This window comes from Pelagimonas sp. (assembly GCF_058892305.1).
This window is the reverse complement of sequence record NZ_JBZXVN010000012.1, coordinates 20569-45453: the sequence shown is the minus strand read 5'-3', so window position 1 is coordinate 45453 and position 24885 is coordinate 20569. Positions and strand designations below refer to the sequence as shown.

The 24885-nt window shown below is 56.4% G+C and carries 27 protein-coding genes; 17 read left to right on the top strand and 10 right to left on the bottom strand.

Going from position 1 to position 24885, the window contains the following annotated elements:
- Nucleotides 1–74 precede the first annotated feature (74 nt).
- Together AC5EFR_RS04860 and AC5EFR_RS04855 are read right to left on the bottom strand one after the other, a co-directional pair.
- The gene (locus tag AC5EFR_RS04860; protein ID WP_299923959.1) at nucleotides 75–587 is read right to left on the bottom strand and encodes a peptidoglycan-binding domain-containing protein; all 513 of its coding nucleotides are present in this window, start codon (nucleotides 585–587) and stop codon (nucleotides 75–77) included.
- Nucleotides 588–631: 44 nt separating this feature from the next.
- The gene (locus tag AC5EFR_RS04855) at nucleotides 632–1000 is read right to left on the bottom strand and encodes an OB-fold nucleic acid binding domain-containing protein (RefSeq protein WP_493574830.1); all 369 of its coding nucleotides are present in this window, start codon (nucleotides 998–1000) and stop codon (nucleotides 632–634) included.
- A 136-nt stretch (nucleotides 1001–1136) separates the two neighbouring features.
- Here AC5EFR_RS04855 and AC5EFR_RS04850 point away from each other — a divergent pair, with 136 nt between their 5' ends.
- From AC5EFR_RS04850 to AC5EFR_RS04835, 4 genes are all read left to right on the top strand, one after another.
- Nucleotides 1137–1460: a 2Fe-2S iron-sulfur cluster-binding protein gene (locus tag AC5EFR_RS04850; RefSeq protein WP_299923954.1), complete on the top strand. Its 324-nt coding sequence runs from the start codon at nucleotides 1137–1139 to the stop codon at nucleotides 1458–1460.
- 65 nt (nucleotides 1461–1525) lie between these two features.
- Nucleotides 1526–2230, top strand: coding sequence for a VCBS repeat-containing protein (locus tag AC5EFR_RS04845; RefSeq protein ID WP_493574829.1), 705 nt, complete (start codon nucleotides 1526–1528; stop codon nucleotides 2228–2230).
- An 86-nt stretch (nucleotides 2231–2316) separates the two neighbouring features.
- The gene (locus tag AC5EFR_RS04840) at nucleotides 2317–3129 is read left to right on the top strand and encodes a TIGR00282 family metallophosphoesterase (RefSeq protein WP_493574835.1); all 813 of its coding nucleotides are present in this window, start codon (nucleotides 2317–2319) and stop codon (nucleotides 3127–3129) included.
- An 88-nt stretch (nucleotides 3130–3217) separates the two neighbouring features.
- Nucleotides 3218–4996 (top strand): SLC13 family permease, encoded by a 1779-nt coding sequence (locus AC5EFR_RS04835; protein WP_493574828.1) that lies wholly within the window; start codon nucleotides 3218–3220, stop codon nucleotides 4994–4996.
- A gap of 100 nt (nucleotides 4997–5096) precedes the next feature.
- Here AC5EFR_RS04835 and AC5EFR_RS04830 read toward each other — a convergent pair whose 3' ends face one another.
- Entirely contained in the window at nucleotides 5097–5831 is a 735-nt protein-coding gene (locus tag AC5EFR_RS04830) for a glutamine amidotransferase (RefSeq protein ID WP_493574827.1), read from the bottom strand.
- A gap of 159 nt (nucleotides 5832–5990) precedes the next feature.
- Between AC5EFR_RS04830 and AC5EFR_RS04825 the strand changes: the two genes are divergently transcribed.
- Entirely contained in the window at nucleotides 5991–6734 is a 744-nt protein-coding gene (locus tag AC5EFR_RS04825) for a YebC/PmpR family DNA-binding transcriptional regulator (protein ID WP_493574826.1), read from the top strand.
- 57 nt (nucleotides 6735–6791) lie between these two features.
- Here the strand turns inward: AC5EFR_RS04825 and AC5EFR_RS04820 are convergent, their stop codons facing one another.
- From AC5EFR_RS04820 to AC5EFR_RS04810, 3 genes are all read right to left on the bottom strand, one after another.
- A complete protein-coding gene (locus AC5EFR_RS04820; protein WP_493574825.1) occupies nucleotides 6792–7211 on the bottom strand; it encodes a hypothetical protein in 420 nt (139 codons plus the stop codon).
- Nucleotides 7212–7252: 41 nt separating this feature from the next.
- On the bottom strand, nucleotides 7253–8140 hold the full coding sequence (locus AC5EFR_RS04815) for an alpha/beta fold hydrolase (RefSeq protein ID WP_493574824.1): 888 nt from the start codon (nucleotides 8138–8140) through the stop codon (nucleotides 7253–7255).
- Nucleotides 8141–8404: 264 nt separating this feature from the next.
- Complete coding sequence (locus AC5EFR_RS04810) at nucleotides 8405–8749, bottom strand: SH3 domain-containing protein (protein ID WP_493574823.1); 345 nt, start codon at nucleotides 8747–8749, stop codon at nucleotides 8405–8407.
- Between the two features lie 160 nt (nucleotides 8750–8909).
- Between AC5EFR_RS04810 and AC5EFR_RS04805 the strand changes: the two genes are divergently transcribed.
- Nucleotides 8910–9665, top strand: a complete 756-nt coding sequence (locus AC5EFR_RS04805; RefSeq protein WP_493574822.1) for a hypothetical protein — start codon at nucleotides 8910–8912, stop codon at nucleotides 9663–9665.
- On the opposite strand, the gene AC5EFR_RS04800 is transcribed toward AC5EFR_RS04805, so the two are convergent.
- Nucleotides 9656–10537: a LysR family transcriptional regulator ArgP gene (locus AC5EFR_RS04800; RefSeq protein ID WP_493574821.1), complete on the bottom strand. Its 882-nt coding sequence runs from the start codon at nucleotides 10535–10537 to the stop codon at nucleotides 9656–9658. The two genes, AC5EFR_RS04805 and AC5EFR_RS04800, sit on opposite strands and share 10 nt — an antisense overlap.
- 87 nt (nucleotides 10538–10624) lie before the next feature.
- On the opposite strand from AC5EFR_RS04800, the gene AC5EFR_RS04795 reads away from it, so the two are divergent.
- From AC5EFR_RS04795 to AC5EFR_RS04745, 11 genes are all read left to right on the top strand, one after another.
- Complete coding sequence (locus tag AC5EFR_RS04795; protein WP_493574820.1) at nucleotides 10625–11218, top strand: LysE/ArgO family amino acid transporter; 594 nt, start codon at nucleotides 10625–10627, stop codon at nucleotides 11216–11218.
- Nucleotides 11219–11296: 78 nt separating this feature from the next.
- Nucleotides 11297–12190, top strand: coding sequence for a DMT family transporter (locus tag AC5EFR_RS04790; protein WP_493574819.1), 894 nt, complete (start codon nucleotides 11297–11299; stop codon nucleotides 12188–12190).
- Between the two features lie 144 nt (nucleotides 12191–12334).
- Nucleotides 12335–12502, top strand: coding sequence for a hypothetical protein (locus AC5EFR_RS04785; RefSeq protein WP_493574818.1), 168 nt, complete (start codon nucleotides 12335–12337; stop codon nucleotides 12500–12502).
- Nucleotides 12503–12761: 259 nt separating this feature from the next.
- A complete protein-coding gene (gene betI / locus AC5EFR_RS04780; RefSeq protein WP_493574817.1) occupies nucleotides 12762–13334 on the top strand; it encodes a choline-binding transcriptional repressor BetI in 573 nt (190 codons plus the stop codon).
- On the top strand, nucleotides 13331–14836 hold the full coding sequence (gene betC, locus AC5EFR_RS04775) for a choline-sulfatase (RefSeq protein ID WP_493574816.1): 1506 nt from the start codon (nucleotides 13331–13333) through the stop codon (nucleotides 14834–14836). Before betI ends, betC begins: the two co-directional genes overlap by 4 nt.
- A gap of 88 nt (nucleotides 14837–14924) precedes the next feature.
- A complete protein-coding gene (locus AC5EFR_RS04770) occupies nucleotides 14925–15566 on the top strand; it encodes a glutathione S-transferase family protein (protein ID WP_493574815.1) in 642 nt (213 codons plus the stop codon).
- On the top strand, nucleotides 15563–17032 hold the full coding sequence (gene betB / locus AC5EFR_RS04765) for a betaine-aldehyde dehydrogenase (protein ID WP_493574814.1): 1470 nt from the start codon (nucleotides 15563–15565) through the stop codon (nucleotides 17030–17032). Before AC5EFR_RS04770 ends, betB begins: the two co-directional genes overlap by 4 nt.
- A gap of 217 nt (nucleotides 17033–17249) precedes the next feature.
- Nucleotides 17250–18902, top strand: a complete 1653-nt coding sequence (gene betA / locus AC5EFR_RS04760; RefSeq protein ID WP_493574813.1) for a choline dehydrogenase — start codon at nucleotides 17250–17252, stop codon at nucleotides 18900–18902.
- A 15-nt stretch (nucleotides 18903–18917) separates the two neighbouring features.
- Nucleotides 18918–19634: a thermonuclease family protein gene (locus tag AC5EFR_RS04755; RefSeq protein ID WP_493574812.1), complete on the top strand. Its 717-nt coding sequence runs from the start codon at nucleotides 18918–18920 to the stop codon at nucleotides 19632–19634.
- Between the two features lie 99 nt (nucleotides 19635–19733).
- Nucleotides 19734–19970, top strand: a complete 237-nt coding sequence (locus tag AC5EFR_RS04750; RefSeq protein WP_493574811.1) for an HP1242/YdcH family protein — start codon at nucleotides 19734–19736, stop codon at nucleotides 19968–19970.
- Nucleotides 19971–20265: 295 nt separating this feature from the next.
- Complete coding sequence (locus AC5EFR_RS04745) at nucleotides 20266–21564, top strand: flagellin N-terminal helical domain-containing protein (RefSeq protein WP_493574810.1); 1299 nt, start codon at nucleotides 20266–20268, stop codon at nucleotides 21562–21564.
- A 28-nt stretch (nucleotides 21565–21592) separates the two neighbouring features.
- On the opposite strand, the gene AC5EFR_RS04740 is transcribed toward AC5EFR_RS04745, so the two are convergent.
- The 3 genes from AC5EFR_RS04740 to AC5EFR_RS04730 all read right to left on the bottom strand — a co-directional run bounded on the left by AC5EFR_RS04740 (nucleotide 21593) and on the right by AC5EFR_RS04730 (nucleotide 24831).
- A complete protein-coding gene (locus AC5EFR_RS04740) occupies nucleotides 21593–23407 on the bottom strand; it encodes a M3 family oligoendopeptidase (protein ID WP_493574809.1) in 1815 nt (604 codons plus the stop codon).
- A gap of 174 nt (nucleotides 23408–23581) precedes the next feature.
- Complete coding sequence (locus AC5EFR_RS04735; RefSeq protein WP_493574808.1) at nucleotides 23582–24544, bottom strand: alpha/beta hydrolase; 963 nt, start codon at nucleotides 24542–24544, stop codon at nucleotides 23582–23584.
- A complete protein-coding gene (locus AC5EFR_RS04730; RefSeq protein ID WP_493574807.1) occupies nucleotides 24544–24831 on the bottom strand; it encodes an SCP2 sterol-binding domain-containing protein in 288 nt (95 codons plus the stop codon). Before AC5EFR_RS04730 ends, AC5EFR_RS04735 begins: the two co-directional genes overlap by 1 nt.
- Nucleotides 24832–24885: the final 54 nt, after the last annotated feature.

Here is a 24885-nt window from a genome sequence, read left to right as displayed (position 1 = left end):
TTACAGACGTGAAAAAGGCACCCTTTTGGGTGCCTTTTTTGTTTGTTGGAACGGGGCGGCCTGCTGCGATTTGGCTACAAACTGCTGCGATCCACGGCGACAAGGCCGAGGCTGCGGGCGGTTTCAAGTGACATCTGGCCGCTGTCCAGACCACGTTCGTTTTGGAATTTGCGAATGGCGGCGGTGGTCGGGGCGTCGAGTTGCCCGGTGACATTGCCGTGGAAATACCCGCGTGCGGCAAGGGCGCGTTGGGTCGAGGCGACAAAATCCGGGGTCATTTGATAGCCGCAGGGGGCCTCAAACCGCATCTCACCGCGCGGGGTGACAACCCGTGGCACCGGTGCCTTGCGATAGATTGGCGGGCGGATCACGGTGCCATCTTCGGCGATTTCCGCCTGGACGACCTGGACTTCACCCATGACCTGCTCATAGACGGCAGGGGTGATTTCGCGCGCCCAACAGCGGCCGTCGCGATCGGGTTCGGCCATGGGCGGCGGGCCAATTGGGGTGGCGGCACGGGTGACGGGCTGCGATGCGGTGCATGCAGCAAGTAGCGCCAACGCGGAAAGCGGTGCGGTCCATTTCATCAATCTGCTCGGGCCTCTTGTCGTGCCTTAGTTTGGCAGTGACGTTAGCCGGTTTTGCCGATCTCGCCAAGCTTTGGGTCCAAAAGCATATCCAACATGTCAGAAATATCTTCGATTGTGTCCGCAATGACATGGGTGACGCCATTGTCACGCTGAATACGGCCGGTGACGCGCAGCATGCGCCCGGCGATGACCGCACGGCGGTAGGCCTCGTACATTTTGCGCCAGACGATGACGTTGACGATTCCCGTCTCATCCTCAAGCGTCAGAAAGATCACCCCATTGGCGGTGCCGGGGCGTTGGCGCAGGATCACCAGACCCGCCACGGCGATGCGCGCGCCATTTGGCGGTTCGACCAAACGGCAGGCTTGCAGCGCCGAGGGGGGCAGGGGCCAGGGGGGCGGATGTTTCATGTGAACAAATATAGAACATTTGTGTGATGAGGCAAGTTTGTTGCGCCCTGCGACATTGGAATGCCGCAAAAGGGGCTGGCAGAGACCAGAGCGGCACATTAGGTATGTGCCAAATGATTATTGGAGAGCGGTGAAGATGGCGAAAATCACCTATATCGAGCACAACGGCACGAAACACGAAATTGAGGTGGCCAGTGGGCTTACCGTAATGGAAGGCGCGCGCGACAACGGCGTGCCGGGCATCGAGGCGGATTGCGGCGGGGCCTGTGCCTGTTCCACATGCCACGTCTATGTTGATCCGGCTTGGGTCGAAAAGGTTCCGGCCAAGGATGATATGGAAGAAGACATGTTGGATTTCGCGTTTGAGCCCGATCCGGCCCGGTCGCGCCTAACCTGTCAGATCAAAGTGACCGATGATCTGGATGGTTTGGTTGTGCAACTGCCTGAAAAGCAAATCTGATGTTGAAAAGGGCGCCGCGTCTCCTGTTGCGCCCTTTGCGCCGCCTCATGCGCGGCGGGCTGCTGATGTCGAGCCTGTGGATGGCGGGGGCTGCCGCGGCAGAGGTGCCAGCGGCGGCGCAATTTGTGGAGCCAACCACCCGGTATCAGCACGGTGTTCTTGGGGACGCCATTGAGTGGGGGGGCTTGGAGTTCAGCTCCGGCAAAAGATTTCGCCTACCTGAAGCGCTGGTTTTCGAAGACCTCACCCCGCGCGTTGTAGAGATTGATGGCGTATCCGCCCGAGACAAAGAGGGAAATCCGTCTGATAGCGGGCAGCCCGATCTCGAATTCATGGTTGTTGAATCACACCAATCCAAAGGGGCGCGATTGGCGCTTTGGGATGACAGTGGGCGGCTTGCAGTCACGCCCTTTATTGGCCAACGCAACCGCTGGCTGGCCCCGATTGGGGCCGGCGATTTGGACGGGGATGGCAGGATCGAAGTTGCCTATATTGATCGCCCGCATCTGGCCAAAACCCTACGTGTTTGGCGATATGAGAATGGTGAGCTAAGCGAAGTGGCCGCGGCCTCGGGGTTTAGCAACCATCAGATCGGCTGGGATTACATCGAAGGTGGTCTGCGCGACTGTGGCAACGGCCCTGAGATGATCGTGGCGTCGGGAAATTGGCGAGAGGTTCGAGCCGTTCGATTTGACGGGTCCAAACTTTCCTCTCGGCGATTGGGGGCCTATAGCGCGGCGGCGATCAAACAGGCGATGGCCTGTAAATAGGCTTGGGGAAATAACCACAACCTCATTGCGGCTATTTTGCCTTGTCCTCTTTGCTTTCTATGCAATTGGCGCTAGGGCATGGCGTTATGCGAATTCTGTTTCTAGGCGATGTGATGGGCCGTGCCGGGCGCGCCGCCATCACCGAAAACCTCCCCAAGCTGCGCGATGACTGGCGGCTGGATTTTGTTGTGGTCAACGGCGAGAACGCGTCGAATGGCATGGGTCTCTCGGGGGAACATGCCAAGCTGATTTTGGGCGCAGGGGCCGATGTGGTCACCTTGGGCGACCATGCGTTTGACCAAAAAGACATGCTCAGCTTTATCGAAAATGAGCCGCGGGTGCTCCGCCCGATCAACTTTGCCAAAACTGCGCCGGGGCGCGGAGTTGGATTGTTCAATGACCGTCGAGGCCGCAAGGTTCTGGTGTCTCAGGTGTTGGGGCAGGTGTTCATGAAACGTGCCTATGATGATCCGTTTTCGGCCATGGATGATGTGTTCCGTCGCCACCCTTTGGGTGGTCAGGCCCAAGCGATTTTGGTTGATATACATTGCGAAGCCACGTCCGAGAAAATGGGCATGGGGCATTTTTGCGACGGCAAGGCCAGCCTTGTTGTCGGCACTCATACCCATGTGCCAACGGGCGATGCGCAAATTCTGCCGGGCGGCACCGGATACATGAGCGATGCGGGCATGTGCGGCGACTATAATTCGGTGATCGGCATGGAAAAGGCGGAACCGATGCGCCGTTTTGTGACCGGCATGGTCAAGGGGCGCTTTACCCCGGCAACCGGCGAGGCAACGCTCTCGGGGGTTGTTGTCGAAACCGATGACCGAACCGGCAAAGCGACGTCTATCACACCAATCCGCCATGGTGGCCGTTTACAGGCTTCCGGTCTCTGACTGCGGGGAATTGCCCTTAAACTTGGCCTTGTTACCATCGCGCCGGTCGGCCACAATGGCCATCGGTTGAGGGATAACAGAGCAGAGCATGCAATTCATTGAACTGAGCCAGACCGGGCAGGCCGGGGTCGCCATTGCTGTGGTCATCGTGATGTTTGCGTTGTTTTTGCGCGACATTTACCCGACCGAAGTCACCGCTCTTGGTGGTGTTGCGGTTTTGTTGTTCACCGGCGTTCTTCCCTATGACAACGCCTTGGCGGTGTTGTCGAACCCCGCACCTTGGACCATTGCGGGCATGTTTATCGTCATGGGGGCCTTGGTGCGCACCGGTGCGTTGGATGCTTTTACCAACTACGCTCAGGCGCAGGTGCTCATCCATCCGCGCACCGCAATGGCGGCGATTTTGGCGGTGGTGGTGGTGGCATCGGCCTTTATGAACAACACGCCGGTTGTGGTTGTGATGCTGCCGGTCTTTGTCCAATTGGCCAAAGCGCTGGGGTTGGCCCCGTCCAAGCTGTTGATCCCGCTTAGTTACGCGGCCATCTTGGGCGGTACTTTGACCCTTATCGGGACCTCGACCAACCTGTTGGTTGATGGGGTGGCGCGGACCCAAGGGATGGAGCCCTTTACGATTTTTGAAGTCACGCCACTGGCGGTCATTCTGATCACATTCGGCATGGTTTACCTTGCGGTTATTGGTCGGTTTTTACTGCCGGATCGAACCTCATTGGCGGGCATGTTGTCTGATCGGTCGCGGATGAAATTCTTTACAGAAGCCATTGTGCCACCGGATTCCAACCTGATCGGCCGCGAGGTGCTTGGGGTTCAACTCTTCAAACGCGATGGCGTTCGCCTCATCGACGTGATCCGCGGCGATGCATCCTTGCGACGCAACCTTGACGGCGTCGAATTGCAGGTTGGTGATCGCGTGGTTTTGCGCACCCAAATGACCGAGCTTTTGTCGCTACAGCGCAATAAATCCCTGAAACGCGTCGATCAAGTGTCGGCCAAGGAAACCACCACGGTTGAGGTGCTGATTTCCCCCGGTTGCAAGATGATCGGGCGCAGCCTTGGAGCCCTGCGTCTGCGGCGGCGCTATGGTGTGTACCCTTTGGCGGTGCACCGGCGGAACCAAAATATCGGACGCCAGCTCGATGATTTGGTGGTGCGGGTGGGGGATACGCTCTTGCTCGAAGGCAACCCCGAAGACATTCAACGTTTGGCCGAAGACATGGCCCTTGTGGATGTGTCGCGCCCCTCCGCACGGGCCTTTCGCCGTGGCCATGCTCCGATTGCTTTGCTTGCCCTCGCGGGGATTGTCATCCTCTCCGCCTTGGGGGTGGCAAAAATCCTGCCGCTGACCATCATTGCCGTTGCCATTGTTTTACTGGCGCGCTGCATCGACGCCGAAGAGGCGTTTTCCTTTATCGAAGGCCGCTTGTTGGCGCTGATCTTTTCGATGTTGGCGATTGGCGCGGCGCTACAGGCCTCAGGGGCGGTTCAAATGATTGTCGAGGCCATCGCCCCACATCTGATCGGCTTGCCACCGTTTCTGCTGATCTGGGCGGTCTATTTGCTGACCTCGGTCTTGACCGAAGCCGTCAGCAACAACGCAGTGGCCGTCGTCGTGACCCCCATCGCCATCAGTCTCGCCGGCGCGATTGGCGTCGACCCGCGCCCCTTGGTGGTTGCGGTCATGGTGGCGGCGTCATGTAGCTTTGCCACGCCGATTGGCTATCAGACCAACACGCTTGTGTATGGCCCCGGCGGCTACAAATTCACCGATTTCGTCAAAGTGGGTCTGCCGCTGAATATCAGCATCGGCTTGATCGCCTCACTGTTCATTCCGGTGTTTTGGCCTCTCTAAAACTCCAATATCCTCGCGGGGATCAGGTTTTTTCTTTCCCCAAATTTCCCGAGATGAACGCGCCCTTGGGCGCAGAGGAGCAGGCCCCTTGCCCCCTCGCTTAACCGTAGCGTGCTACAAAGGCGGAGAGGATTTTCTCGGGCGTTGAGATATCTGCCGAGTGGCAAATGTCGATCAATCGGTCGGCGTCGTCTGGGGCAAAATAGCCTTTGTGACGATAGAACCTGATCCGGGTTTCGAACTCGGCCCCATCGGCTTCGGGGTGAAACTGGGTGGCATAGACATTCGCGCCGTAGCGGATCATCTGAAACGGGCAGGGGCCCGAGGCCAGCAAATGCACCGCGCCCTTGGGTAACTCCTGCAAGGCTTCTTTGTGACCGACCAAAGCGTCAAAGGCTTTGGGGAGACCGTGTAAAAGAGGATCTTTTGCCCCCTCAACCGTGAGCTCACAGGTTGTCGGCCCCACGGGTTCACCGTAGCGCGCCTTTGATACGTCTGCCCCAAGGTGATGGCCCAAAATGCCAATCCCATAGCAACAGCCCATAAACGGCACATCCGATGCGGTGATTTCAGGCATCAAAGAAAGGCAGGCGGCTTCGATGCGCGCCTCAATCGGTGTTTTGTCTTCGGGCGCATCGGAAACACAGCCCGGACCGCCGCCGACGATAACCCCCGCATAGTCATGCACATCAAGCCCATCCGGGAGGGTTTCCCGGTCAAGGCAAATGCGATGAACACGCGCGTCGTCCAACCCGGTTTTATCTAGCATCGCGCGATATTCGCTATCGCTGACTTCGGGTTCCGGGCGCAGTTGCAACAAGAGAAAATTAGCCATGTCCCATCGCCTAACGCAGCCAGCCGACGTTGCCAAGCCTATGCCCAAGCCTATACCTACGCCAATCCAGAGCCCGGCATGGCCAAAGCCGCCTTGGAAACCTGAGCCCAATAGCCTATAGAATGCGCCAAACAGGACGATCAGATACGAGGCGACACCATGGCCGGCCATTCCAAATGGGCAAATATTCAGCACCGCAAAGGTCGTCAGGACAAATTGCGGGCCAAATTGTTTTCAAAATTCTCTAAGGAAATCACCATCGCAGCCAAGATGGGTGATCCTGATCCAGAGAAAAACCCGCGTTTGCGCTTGGCGGTAAAAGAAGCCAAGTCAAACTCGATGCCTAAGGATAACATCGAACGCGCGATCAAGAAATCGGTCGCAGGCGAAGGCGATGATTACGAAGAAATCCGCTATGAGGGCTATGGCCCCAACGGCGTGGCGGTCATCGTCGAGACATTGACCGACAACCGCAACCGCACCGCATCAACCGTGCGTTCGACCTTTACCAAAAACGGCGGCAACCTTGGCGAAACCGGGTCGGTTGGGTTCATGTTCGATCGGGTTGGCGAAATTGTTTATCCGGCGGGAGCGGGTGACAACGACACGATTATGGAAGCCGCCATCGAAGCGGGTGCCGAAGATGTCGAAAGTTCGGAAGATGGCCATGTTATCATTTGTGCCGACACCGATCTGAACGAGGTTTCGACGGCTTTGGAAACGGCTTTGGGCGAATCGGATTCGACCAAATTGATCTGGAAGCCGACCACCACAACCGAGCTGGACCTTGACGGAATGGAAAAGCTGATGCGCTTGATTGATGCGCTTGAGGATGATGATGACGTCCAGCGCGTCACCGCCAACTTTGAGGCTTCTGATGAGGTTATGGACCAGCTGTCCTAAGCGGTTCTAAAGCTTGCGCCGTAGGCAGTTATGCCTGCGGCCCCCCCAAACAGGTTGTTATGTGTCGGCGGATAGGTCGGCCAAAGACAGATTGGGAAGACCGAGAAACGCACAAGCGCCTTGGTCGGAATCGACGATTTTGACGTCGATTTCATTCCCGTAAATATTCGCAATTGACGTGAACATCCGGGCCAATCCATAGACAAACGGGCCGTTTTCTATCAACGCGACCTTCGGAATGTGCCCCTGATCTTTGTGGTAGCTGACGAGGTCAGACACATAGGTCAGCATATCCCTGAACGTGATCTCAACATCGGTGATCCCGCGCAAATCGTCGATTTCAGACATGCCAACGCGGTAGGCGGGATGGCTGTAGGTATTTTGTTGGCAGCGTTGAACGTCAGGGAGTGTGACGAACCCGGAATAGCTGGCATAGACTAAATTATACGCGGGGATGATATTCGCACGGACGGGCATAGTGAACTCTTTTAAAGCTATGGTCGAAAATGTCTTCTAACTTATTGGCTTTTATGAAAGAAATTTATGAGGTGGGCTGCGGTTTCCTTGGGGGCTTCTTCTGGTAGGAAGTGACCACAGGGAAGCGCATGGGCCTCTACCATTTCTGCGTATTGATGCCAGACATTGGGCACATCATAGAGCCGACCAACAACCCCGTTTCCACCCCAGAGCACTTGCACAGGCATGGCAAGCTTGGCCCCGGCATCGGCCCGATCATGGTCTAAGTCAATGGTTGCGGCGGCGCGGTAGCCTTCGCAGGTGGCATGGATGCAGGCGGGGTCTCGAAAACAACGGGTGTATTCGGCAACAACGGAGGGATCAAAGGCCGCTGGGATGTCTGTGCTCCAGGCTGTGAGTTTGCTGCTCAGGTAAAAATCCGGATCCCGCCCGATCAAGGTTTCTGGAAAGGGCGCGGGTTGGATCAAGAAGAACCAATGATAATAAGCGCTGGCAAAACTCTGATCGGTTTGCGCGTACATATATTCCGTGGGAGCGATGTCCAAAAACGACACGGCGCGAACCCGGTCGTCATAGTCCCGCGCGAGCCGATGCGCCACTCGGGCACCGCGGTCATGTCCTGCAACGCAAAACCGCGTGTGTCCCAAGAGTGTCATCAACTCGGCGATGTCCTTGGCCATCGCGCGTTTGGAATACGGGCGATGCATGTCATCTGAGGGGGGCTTGTCGCTGTCCCCATATCCGCGCAGGTCAGGCAAGATGACATGAAACCCGGCGTCAACCAAACTTGGAGCAACTTTGTGCCAACAAAGATGCGTTTGCGGGTAGCCATGCAGGAGCACAAGAACCGGGCCATGTCCGGCCTGCCGAACATTTAAGGTTATACCCGTCGGTAGCGTCACTTTGTCATTGTCAAATCGGTCCAACATCAAGCCACCTCACTTTTGAACACGGTTTCAGGTTCGAGGGCACGAGGCAAGCCGAGAGATTGTCACGGGTCAGACCCTCGTCAGACAATCGAAAGGGGCTTGGATGGGGGGATGTACACGGAGAGGGAAACACTGACTCTGCGCCAAGGTCAAACCATGCGTTTAGATCGAACAAACGGCCGATCAAGGTGCAGGCAAGGACGGTAAGCTCTCTGTTGTCTGGTGGATAAAGGTCCGGCCTACCGGAGGCCGGACCCAAAGGTGTCACGGGCAAAGACCGCCAATGCTTAGGTACTTGCCATAGACCCAACCATTGGGGTCAGGTTGTCCCCACAGCGGATTCAGGCATCTGCCGGACATGCATTGCACCCGGTACCAGCTCCCGGCACGGTCCCAGACGGCAATTTCATCCCCGCGATACAACTCACCGATCTGTTGGTATTTGGACCCCGGACCGGTCCGCACCGCCAAAAAGCCGTTGCCTTTGGCATGGTTGTATTGGCTGATTGGGCGCACGCCGGTTACATGCCCAGTGCAATCTCCGGCAAAGGAGGCCCCCGCGGTCATGGCTAGGGCGGCGGCCGTTGCTAGGGTAACGAGGTGTTTCATTGTGGTGTCCTCCCCTCATGTGTGAGCGTCGGAGTGTCAGAGGGTTTCGACCCCGACGCCGAGATAATACCCAACAAAACACATTCCGTCGTTGATATGAGTCAGTCTCCTTGGCTGGGCGGCGCTTGCCGATCGCTCTGTGCTGGCCTATCACTCGGACATGTTATTTCGCGCGATCCTTTTGCTGACAGTGGTGGTTTTACTCTCTGCCCTTGCGACGTGGTACTTTGGCAAGGATGTGTTGATCGCTTTGGGGCTGATCCTTGTTCAGCTCAAGATCATTCTCAAAAAGACGGCGACCTTAGAATTGCCGATCTTTCTGATCTGGTTGAAAACCCATGCTTCGGCGTTTTTCAAAATCGAATTGATCAAAAAATGGATCATGTCGACGCTGATGCCGATGGTCTTGGGCAAGGCGGTGTTGCGCCGTCTGGCCGGATTTTTCACCCGCTACATCGAGGCGGTGCAAGCGCGCTATGCAAAACTGTTCCAATGGTACCAAAGCCTGTCGGGCATTGAGAAATTTGTCTCGGGGCTGATTTTGGTTTTTGCGGCGCTGGCCTTGTCGGTAAGTACCGTTGGTCTTTGGCTGGTCCTGTTTTCGGTTCAAGTGCCCTTGTGGATTGTTGCCAGTGGCACGGCTTTGGGGCGTCTCATCTGGGTCAGTGTTCAGAAAATGGCGTTTAAGGCCGTGGCGTTTTTGCAATTGGGGTTGTTGTGGAAGGGCTTGCAAAAGCTACTTCCGGAAAGCCTGCTTAAACGCAAACGTGCCTTTGACTATCGGGTTGCGCGGGCGGTGATCCGACGGCGGCGTATGACGGTGCGCCAATTGGCCGATCGCAAAGACAGCCTGCCCTTCCGGATGGGGTTGATGGTGGACTATCTGTTTGGCACCGGCAAATCGGATCAGGGTTGAACCAAAGCCGCGCGCGCGCTTTGAACAACGGCATCGGTGACCGGTTTCAACGCCGGAGCAAGAACGCGGCTCACTTGCCAGACAAGCGGAACATCCCATGTGGCGCGGTCATTCAAGGGCACAAGCCGACCACGGCGCAAAGCCCGGCGCACCAAAGGCTCGGGGTTCATACCCCAGCCAAGACCGGCAACAGCAGCATCAACAAAAGCATGGGTTGAGGGCAAATAGTGGCTTGGGGGTGTTGCACGCGGGGCCCCTTGGGCGGCCATCCAATCCCGTTGCAGACCGTCCTTGGTATCAAACACCAAACAGGGGGCTGTGTTGAGACTGTCTTGGGTGATGCCCTCTGAGAACCAGCGGTTGTGAAATTCGGGCGAAGTGGTGGCGACATAGCGAATGGCCCCGAGGGGATAGGCGTCACAGCCCGGAATGCTTGGGGTCGAAGTGATTGCGGCGCTCACCGCCCCGCGTTTAAGCCAATCGGCGCTATGGTCCTGATCGTCCAACTCAAGATCAAACAAGATGTCGGGCAATTGCACCATGGTTTGCACAAACCATGTGGCAAGGCTGTCGGCATTGATCGCGATCCGCAGGTGGCGCTGGGCGTCAGAGGCCTCAAGCTGCAAATCGCGGGTCAGGGCGTTTTCCAACAAGCCGATATCCTCGGCATGTTTGGCGATGCGAAGCCCATGGGGCGTGCCGGTACAGGGGGTGCCACGATTGATGAGGGTCGAGCCGACCCGTTCTTCCAAGGCTTTGATCCGTTGGGAAATCGCCGACGGGGTGACATGAAGCGCATTGGCGGCGGCGTCAAAGCTGCCATGACGCAAAACGCCCGACAGAGCCGCGAGGTGGTGGGGATCAAATTGCATTAGCCAAACTAATCTACCTGTAGTTTCTTTAATTTGATTGCGGGAAAGTCCTGACGTAGTCAAGCCCGACGACAAGGAGAGTTTGGGATGACCGCATATTTTGCAGGCTTTGCGCTGGGCTTTAGTTTGATTTTGGCCATCGGGGCGCAGAACGCTTTTGTTTTGCGCCAAGGGTTGATGCGCCAACATGTTTTGCCGGTTGTCCTTGTCTGTGCGATCTCGGATGCCGTGCTGATTGCCGCCGGGGTGGCTGGCTTTGGGGCTTTGGTTGCGGCGGTGCCCGGGCTTGAATGGGGGATGCGCTTGTTTGGGGCCGCCTTTTTGGTGTGGTACGGGTTGCGCACGTTGAAAAGCGCCTGGGACGGTGGACACAGGATGGAGGCGGGCGAAAAGGCCGGGAGCCTGCGTTTGGCGGTCTTGACCTGTTTGGCGCTGACCTGGCTCAACCCGCATGTCTATCTGGATACGGTTGTCTTGCTTGGGGCGGTGTCGGCACAATACGACGACAAGCTAAGCTTTGGGCTTGGGGCCGTCTGTGCGAGTTTCGTGTTCTTCTTTTCGTTGGGATTTGGCGCGCGCCTTTTGGCACCGGTGTTTGAAAAGCCGGGGGCGTGGCGGGTGCTTGACCTAGGTGTTGGCCTGACAATGCTGGCAATCGCGGCGGCTTTGCTATTGGGCTAGGCACCACCGTTAGGGGCATCACATATGTCGAGACATCACTGGCCTTGTGCCTGATGGTGAATGCGTTAAGTAATTCCTATGGATCAAGCGCGCCCCAGTGTTGGCATTTTCTGGATGGTGGTGACAGGGCTGTGCTTTGTCGCCGTTACGGCCTTGGTTAAAACCATGCATGGCCGCGTACCCGCCCCCGAAGCCGCGTTTTTGCGCTATGTTTTGGGGCTGGTGTTTGTCATTCCGTTCTGGCGCGAGCTGCGCAACATGCGCCCAACCCGTCGCCAATGGAAACTGATGGCGGTGCGCGGGGTGTTTCAATCACTTGGGGTGGCGTTTTGGTTTTTTGCTATGACGCGGATTCCCTTGGCCGAAGTCACCTCGATGAACTACCTCAACCCGATTTTTGTGACGCTCTTGGCGGTGCTCTTGTTGGGCGAAAAATTGGCATTGCGGCGCATCTTGGCGATTGCGGTTGCGATGATTGGTGCGCTTATCATCCTGAGGCCGGGGTTCCGCGACCTTGATCCGGGGCATTTGGCCATGCTGATCACCGCCAGCTGTTTTGCCGCGTCCTATTTAATCGCCAAAATCCTCTCGGCCGAGGTCAGCCCGGCGATGGTTGTTGCCACCATGTCGGTGTCTGTCACGATCGGATTGGCCCCATTGGCTATCCCGGTTTGGGTCTGGCCAAGCTGGTGGGACGTTGGAATTCTGTTCCTCGTGGCGTGTTTCGCGACGGGGGGGCATTACGCCATGACATTGGCCTTTAAAGCCGCGCCATTGACCGTGACCCAACCGGTGACATTCTTGCAATTGGTGTGGTCCGTTTCCCTCGGGGCGCTTTTGTTTGACGAAGCCGTTGACCCATGGGTGATTTCCGGGGGCGGGATCATCATGGGGGCCGTGGTATTCATCACTTTGCGCGAGGCCGCGTTGAACCGGCGGATTACGCCGGGTGTTGTGGAAACGAAACACTGATCTCGGGCCCATTGTCTCCAAATCGTTAAAAATCCATGTATTGGCCGCACTTGTGCCCCAATGCTTAAGCAGTTTGTAAACCATCGGAAGATAACGTGAACGATGGAGAAACAAATGTTTGCGGAGAATAAATTGACTGAGAATATGACTGAGATCGAGGCCTTCTTGCTCAAAGAACGTGCCAAAGTGCTTTCCGAAGCAGAGTGGCGTTTCCGGATGCGTGGCTATGGCTACAACCTGCGTCGCACAAACGATGGCGTCGAAGTGGCTCGCCTTCCACAAAACAAGGTTCTGGGAACGTTTGAAATGTAAGCTGCGGCCTGATTGGGCCGGAGACATGCACGCGAGTCGTGCACATAAACCAGATGCTGGCCGTGTGGCCGGATCAGAGTTGGCCCAAGTTGAGCCAGCCATGGGAGCGCCTGAATTTTTGGGAATGCGTTCAGGAAGCGACCCTTTGACAATGTTTTACGACGTGCCTTTCAGCGTGTTGTGAGGAGTACATGGGCTGTCCATAGTCGCCGTTGGATTTTGATTGACTTGTCAGTCAATAACCGGCAGCAATTCTTATATGCCTAAGATTGGACAAGAACCCAAAAGACGCGCCGCCTTGGTCGCAGCCACAGTCGAAGAGATTGGGGCCGCTGGATCGCTTGAGGTGACCGTTGGACAAATCGCCAAACGTGCCGGAATGTCGAGCGCCTTGGCCCACCACTATTTTGGCGGCAAAGCCCAGATTTTTCTGGCGGCGATGCGCCATATCCTCAACGAGTATTCGCGCGATGTGCGCGCAGCCTTGGCATCTGCGCAACCGGGTAGACGGCTTGAAGCCATTATTGACGGAAGTTTTGACCCGAATTGTTTTGATCCGGCAGCGGTCTCTGCTTGGCTCAACTTTTATAGCTTTGCGCAGCGCGACAAAGAGGCCGCGCGGCTTTTGCACATTTACCAGAGACGGTTGCACAGCAACCTTGTGCATGCGTTGCGGTCGCGCTGTTCTAACCCTCAATCTGCGGCGCGGATTATCGCGGCCCAAATTGATGGCGTTTATCTACGCGCGGCATTGGCCCATGGCGATATGTCCGGCGCAGCGGAGCAAGTCAAAACCGTAGCGCACGCCCTAATAGGGGAGGCATCGGCGTGAGCCCGAATATCCTGATCATCATGGTGGATCAGTTGAACGGCACGCTATTTCCCGATGGTCCCGCCGACTGGCTACATGCCCCAAATCTTAAAGCTTTGGCAGCGCGTTCGACCCGTTTTGCGAACAGCTACACCGCAAGTCCGCTTTGTGCGCCGGGGCGTGCAAGCTTTATGTCTGGGCAGTTGCCAAGCCAGACGCGCGTTTATGATAATGCGGCTGAGTTCGCCAGCGACATTCCCACCTATGCGCATCATCTGCGCCGGGCGGGGTATTACACGTGCCTATCAGGCAAGATGCATTTTGTCGGGCCGGATCAATTGCACGGGTTTGAAGAACGCCTGACCACCGACATTTACCCCGCAGATTTCGGTTGGACCCCGGATTACCGCAAGCCTGGCGAGCGGATTGATTGGTGGTACCACAATATGGGGTCGGTCACCGGGGCAGGGGTGGCTGAGATCAGCAACCAGATGGAATATGACGACGAGGTCGCGCATTTCGCCAAGATGAAGCTTTATGATCTTGCGCGCGGACTGGATGATCGGCCTTGGTGTGTCACGGCGAGCTTTACGCACCCGCATGATCCCTATGTGGCGCGCAAGAAGTATTGGGACCTCTATGAGGATTGTCCGCATCTGGAACCTGAGGTTCCGTCGATGGGTTATGACAACCACGATCCGCACTCTAAGCGCATTTTTGACGCCAATGACTGGCGCTCTTTTGATGTCAGCTCCGAAGATATTCGCCGTGCTCGGCGCGCCTATTTCGCCAATATCTCTTATTTGGATGACAAAGTTGGTGAGCTATTGGCAGTGCTGGAAGAGACACGCCAAGAGGCGGTTGTTGTCTTTGTGTCTGACCACGGTGACATGCTCGGAGAGCGCGGGTTGTGGTACAAGATGTCGTTCTATGAGGGATCGGCGCGGGTGCCGATGATGATCGCCTTGCCCGGTTGGGAGGGGCAGACGGTAGACGCGCCGGTATCCACCATTGACCTATGTCCTACGCTTGCCGCCTTGGCTGGTGTTGATATGGGGGAGGTTGCGCCATGGACCAGTGGCGAAAACCTTCTTTCGGTGATGAATGGTGAAGAACGCACGGCCCCGGTTGCGATGGAATATACGGCAGAGGCGTCTTATGCGCCTTTGGTGTGCTTGCGATATGGGAATTGGAAATACACCGCCTGTTCGCTTGACCCTGAACAGCTTTTCGATTTGGACAATGATCCGCATGAGTTAACCAATCTAGCCGATGATCCGGCCCATGCCGGCACGTTGGAAGCGATGCGGGCCAAGGCCGAGAAACGCTGGGACCTAGCGCAATTTGATGCAGAGGTCCGTCAGTCACAGGCACGCCGATTGGTGGTCTATGAGGCCTTGCGACAGGGGGGGTATTACCCGTGGGATTATCAACCGCTGCAAAAGGCCTCTGAGCGCTATATGCGCAACCATATGGATTTGAACGATCTCGAAGAGAACAAGCGCTTTCCGAGGGGCGAGTGAGCATGGAGAGGTTGTGCCGCCGCTTTGACGCGCCGCCCACCCCCCCACCCCGTCGCTTCAAAGCGGCATTGGTGGGTGAGGGCTGGACATGGTGACCGTTTGGGGGCGGGCGACCTCGTCAAACGTACAGGCGGTCATGTGGTGTGTGACTGAGCTCGGGCTTGAGGTTGATCGTCGCGATGTCGGTGAGGGTTTTGGCGGGCTGGACAGCGCGGAATTCTTGGCGATGAACCCCAATGGATTGATCCCGGTGTTGCAAGACGGAGCTGTGACGCTTTTTGAAAGTGCGGCCATCATTCGCCATCTTGCTCGCGCTTATGGCGACGACGGGTTTTGGCCGCGTGATACCACCGCCTTGGCAAAGGTTGACCAATGGGCGGAGTGGGCCAAGCAGATGGTGGCGAACCGTTTTACCGGCCCGATCTTTTGGCGGGCTGTTCGCACACCCGCTGAGCGCCGGGACCCGGAGGCCATCGCCCAGGCGGTTTCGCGTTTTGAAACCGGATTGGCCGTGGCCGAGGAGCGGTTACAAAACCACGCTTGGTTGGCGGGGGATCACATGACACCGGGGGACATCCATCTTGGGCATGTTCTTTACCGCTATTTCGACATCGACATCATGCGGGCCGATTTTCCGGCGCTGCGGAGCTACTATGACCGGCTGACCCGGCGTCCTGCTTATCAGGAGACGGTGATGCTTTCTTATGAGAGTTTGCGAGACACAATATGAGCACGAGCAAAAGCTACGATACGCAACCCACGGCCAGCCATTTTGTGAATGGGGCCTATTTGGAAGACACCGCCGGTGAGCTTATCGAGGTGGTGTACCCGGCCACGGGTAAGGTGATTGCGCGTGTGCACGCCGCGACGCCAGCGGTGATTGAGGCGGCTCTGACGTCGGCGCGCGCGGCCCAGAAAGAATGGGAAGCCAAGTCAGGTACAGAGCGAGGACGGGTGTTGCGCCGAGCGGCGGACATCATGCGAGAACGCAACCGCGAGCTGTCTGAGCTTGAGACCTATGACACCGGAAAGCCGATGTCGGAAACCTTGTATGTGGATGCGACATCGGGGGCGGATGCGCTTGAGTACTTTGGCGGATTGGCCGGAAGCCTAACCGGGGAGCATGTCAACCTTGGCGGTGATTGGGGTTATACGGTGCGCGAGGCGCTGGGCGTCTGTGTTGGTATCGGGGCATGGAACTATCCGACCCAGATTGCTTGCTGGAAGGGGGCTCCGGCATTGGCTTGCGGCAATGCGATGATCTTTAAGCCCAGTGAAAACACGCCGCTTTGTGCGCTAAAGGTCGCCGAGATTTTGGTTGAGGCGGGATTGCCAGCGGGCTTGTACAACGTTGTGCAAGGCATGGGCGCGGTTGGTGCGTCGCTGGTCACCGACCCGCGGGTCGACAAGGTTTCGCTGACGGGTTCTGTGCCGACGGGGCGCAAGGTTTATGCCGCCGCCGCCGAGGGGATGAAACACGTCACGATGGAGCTGGGCGGCAAAAGCCCCTTAATCATCTTTGACGATGCCGATCTGGAAAATGCCGTGGGTGGCGCGATCTTGGGGAACTTCTATTCCTCTGGTCAGGTCTGTTCCAACGGGACGCGGGTCTTTGTTCAAAAGGGGATCAAGGAGGCGTTTCTAAAACGGCTTTCGGAGCGTTTGGCGACGGCAAAAATTGGTGATCCGATGGACGAGAACGTCAATTTCGGCCCGATGGTCAGCAAAGCACAGCGTGAGATTGTGATGTCCTATATTGCCAAGGGCAAAGAGGAGGGCGCGCGTCTTGTTTGTGGTGGCAATGAGATTGCCGGTGATGGGTTCTATATTGAACCGACGGTGTTTGCCGATGTCAGTGATGAGATGACCATTGCTCAAGAAGAGATTTTTGGGCCGGTGATGGCGGTCTTGGATTTCGACAGCGAGGAAGAGGTGATTGCCCGTGCCAATGACACGCAATTTGGCCTATCTGCCGGGGTTTTCACCAACGACCTAACCCGTGGGCACCGTGTGATTGGGGCGATGGAGGCGGGGAGCTGCTTTATCAATTCCTACAATGATGCGCCGGTCGAATTGCCCTTTGGCGGATCGAAAATGTCGGGTGTTGGGCGTGAAAACGCCAAGGGTGCGATTGAGCACTATTCACAAGTGAAGTCGGTTTACGTGCGTATGGGTGACGTCGAGTCGCCGTTTTAAGACCTTGATCTCGTTGGGGCCACTGCCCCGGCGAGCGGCCCACCCGCCCACCCCCGTCTCGCCGGGGCAGCGGCGGTTGGCCTTGGACGATGATGAAATTGCAGCGATTCAGGGTGTTCCTTGAAACGTCAGGAAGAGGTCGCCCTAGACTGGGGCGGCTTGATCGAATGATGCCTGACGGTTCAGCAACCCCGAATGTCTTGAAGGATGAAAAGGCATGAAAGCGGATTATGTGGTGATTGGCGCGGGCAGCGCCGGGTGCGCAATGGCCTATCGGCTGGCAGAGGCCGGAAAGTCGGTCATTGTGATCGAACATGGAGGCTCTGACTGGGGCCCGTTCATCAATATGCCCGGTGCGCTGAGCTACCCGATGGGGATGAAAACCTATGACTGGGGTTTTGAAAGCGAGCCTGAACCACATTTGGGCGGGCGCCGGTTGGCCTGTCCACGGGGCAAAGTTATTGGTGGATCTTCCTCGATCAATGGCATGATCTATGTGCGTGGCCATGCGATGGACTATGACACATGGCGGGACATGGGCGCGCAGGGGTGGGGCTATGCGGATGTCTTGCCCTACTTCAAACGTCAGGAAGATTGGCATGATGGCGGGCATGGCGGCGACGCCGCTTGGCGTGGCAAGGGCGGTCCATTGCATGTGACGCGCGGCACGCGTGAAAACCCGCTGGTGCCCGCCTTTGTCGAAGCGGGACGTCAGGCGGGTTACCCGGTAACCACAGATTACAACGGCTATCAGCAAGAGGGGTTTGGCCCCTTTGACATGACCGTTTGGAAAGGCGCGCGTTGGTCTGCGGCCAAAGCCTATCTGCGTCCAGCCGAAAAGCTTGGGGCGACGGTTGTGCGTGGGTTGGCGCGCAAAGTGGTGATCGAAAATGGCCGTGCGACGGGTGTTGAATTGCGTCGCAAGGGCCGGATCGACGTGATCGAAGCCGGCAAAGAGGTGATCATCGCCGCAAGCGCCATCAATTCGCCTAAGCTGTTGATGCATTCCGGCATTGGCCCTGCGGCGCATTTGGCCGAGCATGGGATTGAAGTCATCGCGGATCGGGCCGGTGTTGGTCAGAACCTTCAGGATCACCTTGAGCTATATATCCAACAGGCCGCGACCCAGCCTGTGACCTTGGCGAAATACTGGAACCTGATCGGCAAGGGCTATGTTGGGGCGCGGTGGTTGTTTGGTCGCTCGGGGCCGGGGGCGTCAAATCAATTTGAAAGCTGTGGGTTTATTAGATCCGGGGCAGGGGTCCAATACCCTGATATTCAATATCATTTCTTGCCGATTGCGGTGCGTTATGACGGGCAAGTCGCCTCGGAAGGGCATGGGTATCAAGCCCATGTTGGACCGATGCGATCACCATCACGCGGGGCGATCACATTAAAGTCCAATGATCCAGATGCCGCCCCCAGTATCCTATTCAACTATATGAGCGAGGAAAAAGATTGGGAGGATTTCCGCACCTGTATCCGCCTGACTCGCGAGATTTTTGGGCAAGAGGCCTTTGCCCCATATCGCGGCCACGAAATCCAACCGGGTGATGCGGTGCAAAGCGATGATGCCCTGAACGGATTCATCAAGGAACATGTCGAAAGCGCCTATCACCCCTGCGGGACCTGTAAAATGGGGGCGGTTGACGATCCGATGGCGGTGGTTGATCCAGAGGCGCAGGTGATCGGAGTTGATGGGTTGCGCGTTGCGGATAGTTCGATTTTCCCACAGATCACCAACGGCAACCTAAACGCGCCGTCTATCATGGTGGGGGAGAAGGTGTCGGACCATGTGTTGGGACGCAGCCTTGCGGCGGAAAATGCCGAGCCTTGGATACACCCTGAGTGGGAAACCGCGCAGCGTTAAGCAGTTTTCGCTTAAATGGTTGATTTCGGGGGCCTTCATCCCGAGATTAACCTGATGTTAAATGTTCGTTTCTGTCTTGTTCTGCTTTTGTGGGTCATTGGGGCCAATCTCGCGTCTAGCGAGGTCAGCGGACCGCTGCGTGTCAAAGATGCAGATACGATAGACGTTGGCGGCATTTCCGTCCGCCTTCATGCCATTGACGCCCCAGAAGTCAAACAACGCTGTGGCGGTGATGGCCAACCTGTTTGGGCTTGTGGTGCGTGGAGCAAGGCGCAGGCGATTGAGCTATTTGACGGCAAACTGGCGCGTTGCGAGGAGCGCGATCGAGATCGCTATGGACGGGTTGTTGCGCGCTGCTTTGTTGATGGTCAGGACATGGCAAAAGTTTTGGTGCAAAACGGACTGGCCTTTGCCTTTCGGGAATATGGTTTTGACTATGATCTTGATGAAAAAGCGGCGCTGGTTGCGGGGCGCGGATTACACAGCACTGACGTGACAGCGCCCGCCACCTACCGCGCGCGCGGGCGCGAGGCGCGGGCAAAATGGTCACTTTTTGCGGCCCCCAAGGGCTGTGTGATCAAGGGCAACATTTCTAAAAGCGGCGAGCGGATTTATCACCTTCCCGGACAAAATTGGTACAACGCGACCACGATCCGCGCCGACAAGGGGGAGCGCTGGTTTTGCTCGTCAAGCGACGCGCGTATGGCCGGTTGGCGCGCGGCAAAAAAATAAGACAAAAAGAGACAGGAATGCCACCTGATTGATCCGGGTCAAAGTGAGTGCCTTAGCTCTGTGTCACCTTGCTTGCGAAAACGAACAAGGGAGACGCAAATGTCGAATACACCTCATGAACTGGCCGAGGAATTTCCGGAACATGTTGAAAAAATGAGTGCCTTGAAGCAGTCAGATGCTCATTTCGCAAAGCTGGCGGACGAGTATCATGACCTAAACCGTCAGGTTCACCGCGCAGAAACCAATGTTGAACCAATGAGCGAATTGGCAGAAGCGGAATTGCGCAAAAAGCGGGCCGCGCTCAAAGATGAAATCTATGGTATGCTTTCGTCTTGATCTAGGTCGCGAGTTTTCTGGAAGGGGCCAGGCGGGGAAACTCGGCTGGCCTTTTTGTGTGTCGTGAATAAGTTATGGCTGAAATGAGGCGGAGCTGCCACAATTTAGCCACAAATGTCTCGATTTTGCGGATGATGATTATCATCGCTTTAAGAAACACAGGCGAGGCTGACAATCATCCGAGTTTTGTTGCAAGCCTTGTGAAAGAGAAGGTTTGCCGAGGCAGAATGCCACCTGTGACCACTTCTTGATCGGTATCGCGCAGAAGCGTGCCCGAAGAGCAAAGGCGTGAAACATGTCGAGTATTCTGACCAATATCGGTGCCTTGTCGGCGCTTAAAACGCTTCGGCGTGTCAATTCTGATCTAGATGCCACCATGTCCGAAATTGGGACCGGGAAACGCGTGTCCAACGCGTCTAAGAACGCGGCGGTCTGGGCGGTGTCGAAAACGATGGAATCCGATGTGAAAGGGTTTCAAAAGATTTCCGATAGTTTGGGTATGGCGCAGGCGACTCTTTCGGTGGCGCGTCAAGGGGCGGAATCACTAAGCGACCTGTTGACGGACCTCAAAGGAAAAATTGTTGTCGCCCAACAAGACAACATTGATCGCGACAAAGTGCAGGCAGATGTTGAAGCCCTGCGCAATCAGATCACAGCGGTGGTCGAAGCGACGCAGTTTAACGGTCAGAATTTGCTCAAGAATGACCGCGACGATGCAGGTTCGGGGACGATCCGTATTCTCGCCTCACTGGCCCGCAATAGCGCCAGTGTCCAAACGACCGACATCACCTTGAAGCGTCAGGATTTACGCACCAGTGCCGCAGTTGTCGCGGCATCGGGCGGGACCTATGCGGCCGGCGCGGCACAGGCGACGTTGAACGCGACCCAAAGCGCGACGATCGATGTCAGCGGCCTGGCTGTCACCACTGGAACAGCCTTTGGGCTGTCGGTTTTTGGTACCGATGCGGATGGCTCAGGGTTCGATCAGGTGGCCTATCGGACGTCTGCAGCCGGTGCCGAGACCCAAGCGGAAATGGCGGCGGGAACATTGGCTTATGTGGCCAGAGAAGGAGATAGCATGTCGGATGTCGTCTCGGGGTTGGGCCGCAGGTGGGAGGCTTATGCCAACGCCAACGGGATTGACGCTTCTGTGCTCGCAATGAGTTTCAAGGGAACTGACATCGTTGTTAGCTCCGATGTCAGCACTGCGAGCGATACATTGCAAGTGAGCGTGAATACGCTCGGCGCTGATGCGGGGAACACAACCGGGGGCGAATTGGGGGACATCGCTAGCATAGACGTCACAACCGCAGCCGGTGCGGCGGATGCCCTTGGTCGCGTGGACGTCATGATTGAGGCCGCTGTCGATGCGGCCGCCGAGATCGGCTCAGTCCAGGGGCGACTGACGACGCAGGAAAGCTTTACCTCACAACTGATCGACAGCTTTAACACCGGTATCGGGGCGTTGGTGGATGCAAACCTAGAAGAGACCTCTGCGCGCCAACAGGCTTTGCAAGTTCAACAGCAATTGGCGGTTCAGGCCTTGTCGATTGCCAATCAGGCCCCGCAATCGCTGTTGTCACTGTTTCGGTAAAGAAAAGGCCGCTTTCGCGGCCTGATCTTTAGTCTTCCATGGCTTCCAACTCGTCGATGAACCCTTCGATCATCGACAGGCCTTTGTCCCAGAAACTTGGGTCCGAGGCATCCAAGCCAAAGGGAGCCAGCAATTCGGAATGGTGTTTCGACCCTCCGGCGCGCAGCATTTCGAAATACTTATCCTGAAAGCCCTCGGGTTGTTCTTGGTACGCGGCATAAAGCGCATTCACCAATCCGTCGCCAAAGGCATAGGCGTAAACGTAAAACGGCGAATGGACGAAATGCGGGATATAGGCCCAGAAGGATTCATAGCCCTCCATAAACTCAAACGCAGGCCCGAGACTCTCAGCTTGGACGCTCATCCAAAGGGCGTTGATGTCGTCTGGGGTAAGCTCGCCTCCGCGACGCGCATCATGCAATTTGCATTCAAAGTCATAAAAGGCGATCTGACGCACGACCGTGTTGATCATGTCCTCAACTTTTCCAGCCAACATCACCTTGCGTTCGGCCTGATCCTTGGCTCCGTCCAACATTTGGCGGAAGGTAAGCATTTCGCCAAACACGGAGGCCGTTTCCGCCAACGTCAGCGGAGTTGATGACAGCATTTCGCCTTGACCTGCGGCCAATACCTGATGCACGCCGTGGCCAAGTTCATGGGCCAAGGTCATGACATCACGCGGTTTTCCGAGGTAGTTGAGCATGACATATGGATGCACATCCGTCACCGTGGGGTGGGCAAAGGCACCGGGTGCCTTGCCGGGTTTCACACCGGCATCAATCCAACCTTTGGTAAAAAACGGTTCGGCCAATTCGCCCATACGTGGGTCAAACGCGGTGTAGGCGTCCATCACGGTTTTTTGCGCATCTTCCCAGCCAACGATTCGGTCGCTTTCCATCGGCAAAGGCGCGTTGCGATCCCAGACCTGCATGACATCAAGACCCAGCCACTTGCGCTTGAGCTCATAGTAGCGATGGCTAAGGCGGGGGTAGGCGGCAACCACGGCGTTGCGCAGCGCTTCGACCACTTCGGGTTCAACATCGTTAGACAGGTGGCGACCGGTCTGTGCACTTGGCATCCCACGCCAGCGATCAAGGATTTCTTTTTCCTTGGCTTGGGTGTTGTGAACGCGGGCAAAGGTTTTGATGTTGTCGGCAAACACACGTGCCAGCTCGCGTGCGGCGTTTTCGCGTTTGGTTCGGTCTTGATCGGTTAGGAAATTGAGCGTGGCTTCGATATTAAGTTCTTCGCCCTCAATGTCAAAAGTCAGCGCGGCGATGGTCTCATCAAACAGACGTTCCCAAGCATCGCCAACAACCCCAAGATCGTGCAAAAATTTCTCCAACTCATCACTAAGTTGGTAAGGTTTCATTTTGCGGATTTTGTCGAAGATCGGCTTGTAGCGCGCCAGATCGGCGTTTTCAGCAAACAACCCATCGAGGAAATCATCATCCAATCGGTTGATTTCAAGCGTGAAAAACACCAATGGCGTCGAAAAGTTTGTGATGCGCTCTTGGCAATCGGACAAAAATTTGGCCCGCTCCGCATCAGTGGTCAGCTGATAATATCGCAAGCCGGCAAAGGACATGATGCGTCCGGCCACACTGTCGATGCGTTCTTGGCGCTTGATCGCCTCAAGCATCCCTTTGGCATCCAAGTCCGCCAATTTGTTTTCGTAGTCGTCCGCGAACTTCAGACAAGCTGACTCCAGCCAATCCAGATCACGTTTAAGTTCTGGTGACTCGTCAGATGTATAAAGATCGCTTAGATCCCATTCTGGCAAAGGACCAAGCGAACCATCCCCGTTAGAAGCGTTGATGTCATATAGCGGCTGGGTCGGCATGCGCGTCTCTCCTTGATATCTTGAATCAGAGCTAAGCCCGCATGGGCAGGAGGTTCAAGGGGCAGCGGCCCTTATCCTGTGGATAGGGGCAATATCTCCGACAAAGTCGGTAGAATTTTCGTGAAATCGCTGCGCCAGTTCCTGTTCGGCAAGCTCAGGCGTGGCCCAAGCGGGTCACGCGGTCAGCGCTGTGTCTGAACCTGCTCGGTCAAAAAGGGCGCAGATTTGATCCGCCACACGCTTGCGCTTTTTGACATCTTCCATAAGGATTTCATGTTCACCATCAGTGATTTGCACCAATTGGCCACCGGGCCATTGCTCCATCCGCGACGTGATGCGCGATGAATCAACGATCCGTTCGTTGGTCCCAAGGAAGGTCAAACAAGGCTGCGCTGGTGAGGGGCGGCGCGACAGTTCACGCGTTTCAGCCAAAGCCTCGTGAAGCCAATTCAGCGACGGGCCCCCCAACTGCAATTCCGGAACAGAGGTCACCTGTCGTTTCATATAGTCCCACATCTCCCGGTCGCGGGTGAGCAGGTTGTTTTCAAAGGGTTCCGAGGCGACATAGCTTTCGGGTTTGGTGCCGGGTGTGAACACATGACCAAGTCCGATTTGCTTGCCCCACCAGGACAACGCCCAAGCGGCAGGGCGGATGGGGTCGGCCATGCGAATGCCCCACATTGGCCCGGTGAAAACACAACTTTCGACCGGTAGACCATCCATAACTGCGCGCAATCCAATGCAGCCACCCATGGAATGACCAATCATGTGTAATGGGCGCGGAAGCCCAAGGTCACCAACACTTTGCAGCATCGCCGCAACATCACGTTGGTAGTCTTCAAAGACGTGGACATGGCCGGCCATCGGCTCATCCAGCATTCTATCCGCTAAACCCTGACCGCGCCAATCAATGGCAAGAACGTGATAGCCTCGTTCGGTCAAATCGGCGGCGGTGCGGCCGTATTTTTCAACGTATTCGGTACGACCAGGCATAAGGAGCACGGTGCCCCGCGCCTGTTCCGCCGGAAAATGCGCCACGCGGAGGCGCAAACCGTCGTCAGCCTCGATCCACCAGGCGCGGCTATTGGCCGGGCTATCGGATAGATCAGAGTGAAAAGGCGCGGGAACCAAACTCATTATGCTAGGGCCGAAGCGAGGCGCATCGCGGCGGACATATCACCATCAATGGTCAATTTGCCGGACATGAAAGCACCAGTTGGGTTCAAGGCACCCGATAAAATTTGTTCAAACGTGTCAACATCTGCGGTCAAGGTTACGTCTGCATCGTCGTCGCCTGCGCGTACGCCGTTTTCGTCTACGATCACGCTGCCTTCGTCGCCCAGCACAAATTTGGCCGAGGCATCAAAGCCTTCGCCCAGCTTTTCAGTCAGTGCTGCAACGGCAGTATTGATAGTGTCGCTCATGTATTTTCCTCTCTACATCAAGTGGGCGCTGGAAATCTTGCGCACCAGCGCTAC

Excerpts from the sequence above, each read along its gene's own strand:
- AC5EFR_RS04860 (WP_299923959.1), bottom strand. The coding sequence starts at position 587 with ATGAAATGGACCGCACCGCTTTCCGCGTTGGCGCTACTTGCTGCATGC.
- AC5EFR_RS04855 (WP_493574830.1), bottom strand. The coding sequence starts at position 1,000 with ATGAAACATCCGCCCCCCTGGCCCCTGCCCCCCTCGGCGCTGCAAGCC.
- AC5EFR_RS04850 (WP_299923954.1), top strand. The coding sequence starts at position 1,137 with ATGGCGAAAATCACCTATATCGAGCACAACGGCACGAAACACGAAATT.
- AC5EFR_RS04845 (WP_493574829.1), top strand. The coding sequence starts at position 1,526 with ATGTCGAGCCTGTGGATGGCGGGGGCTGCCGCGGCAGAGGTGCCAGCG.
- AC5EFR_RS04840 (WP_493574835.1), top strand. The coding sequence starts at position 2,317 with ATGCGAATTCTGTTTCTAGGCGATGTGATGGGCCGTGCCGGGCGCGCC.
- AC5EFR_RS04835 (WP_493574828.1), top strand. The coding sequence starts at position 3,218 with ATGCAATTCATTGAACTGAGCCAGACCGGGCAGGCCGGGGTCGCCATT.
- AC5EFR_RS04830 (WP_493574827.1), bottom strand. The coding sequence starts at position 5,831 with ATGGCTAATTTTCTCTTGTTGCAACTGCGCCCGGAACCCGAAGTCAGC.
- AC5EFR_RS04825 (WP_493574826.1), top strand. The coding sequence starts at position 5,991 with ATGGCCGGCCATTCCAAATGGGCAAATATTCAGCACCGCAAAGGTCGT.
- AC5EFR_RS04820 (WP_493574825.1), bottom strand. The coding sequence starts at position 7,211 with ATGCCCGTCCGTGCGAATATCATCCCCGCGTATAATTTAGTCTATGCC.
- AC5EFR_RS04815 (WP_493574824.1), bottom strand. The coding sequence starts at position 8,140 with ATGTTGGACCGATTTGACAATGACAAAGTGACGCTACCGACGGGTATA.
- AC5EFR_RS04810 (WP_493574823.1), bottom strand. The coding sequence starts at position 8,749 with ATGAAACACCTCGTTACCCTAGCAACGGCCGCCGCCCTAGCCATGACC.
- AC5EFR_RS04805 (WP_493574822.1), top strand. The coding sequence starts at position 8,910 with ATGTTATTTCGCGCGATCCTTTTGCTGACAGTGGTGGTTTTACTCTCT.
- AC5EFR_RS04800 (WP_493574821.1), bottom strand. The coding sequence starts at position 10,537 with ATGCAATTTGATCCCCACCACCTCGCGGCTCTGTCGGGCGTTTTGCGT.
- AC5EFR_RS04795 (WP_493574820.1), top strand. The coding sequence starts at position 10,625 with ATGACCGCATATTTTGCAGGCTTTGCGCTGGGCTTTAGTTTGATTTTG.
- AC5EFR_RS04790 (WP_493574819.1), top strand. The coding sequence starts at position 11,297 with ATGGATCAAGCGCGCCCCAGTGTTGGCATTTTCTGGATGGTGGTGACA.
- AC5EFR_RS04785 (WP_493574818.1), top strand. The coding sequence starts at position 12,335 with ATGACTGAGATCGAGGCCTTCTTGCTCAAAGAACGTGCCAAAGTGCTT.
- betI (WP_493574817.1), top strand. The coding sequence starts at position 12,762 with ATGCCTAAGATTGGACAAGAACCCAAAAGACGCGCCGCCTTGGTCGCA.
- AC5EFR_RS04770 (WP_493574815.1), top strand. The coding sequence starts at position 14,925 with ATGGTGACCGTTTGGGGGCGGGCGACCTCGTCAAACGTACAGGCGGTC.
- betB (WP_493574814.1), top strand. The coding sequence starts at position 15,563 with ATGAGCACGAGCAAAAGCTACGATACGCAACCCACGGCCAGCCATTTT.
- betA (WP_493574813.1), top strand. The coding sequence starts at position 17,250 with ATGAAAGCGGATTATGTGGTGATTGGCGCGGGCAGCGCCGGGTGCGCA.
- AC5EFR_RS04755 (WP_493574812.1), top strand. The coding sequence starts at position 18,918 with ATGGTTGATTTCGGGGGCCTTCATCCCGAGATTAACCTGATGTTAAAT.
- AC5EFR_RS04750 (WP_493574811.1), top strand. The coding sequence starts at position 19,734 with ATGTCGAATACACCTCATGAACTGGCCGAGGAATTTCCGGAACATGTT.
- AC5EFR_RS04745 (WP_493574810.1), top strand. The coding sequence starts at position 20,266 with ATGTCGAGTATTCTGACCAATATCGGTGCCTTGTCGGCGCTTAAAACG.
- AC5EFR_RS04740 (WP_493574809.1), bottom strand. The coding sequence starts at position 23,407 with ATGCCGACCCAGCCGCTATATGACATCAACGCTTCTAACGGGGATGGT.
- AC5EFR_RS04735 (WP_493574808.1), bottom strand. The coding sequence starts at position 24,544 with ATGAGTTTGGTTCCCGCGCCTTTTCACTCTGATCTATCCGATAGCCCG.
- AC5EFR_RS04730 (WP_493574807.1), bottom strand. The coding sequence starts at position 24,831 with ATGAGCGACACTATCAATACTGCCGTTGCAGCACTGACTGAAAAGCTG.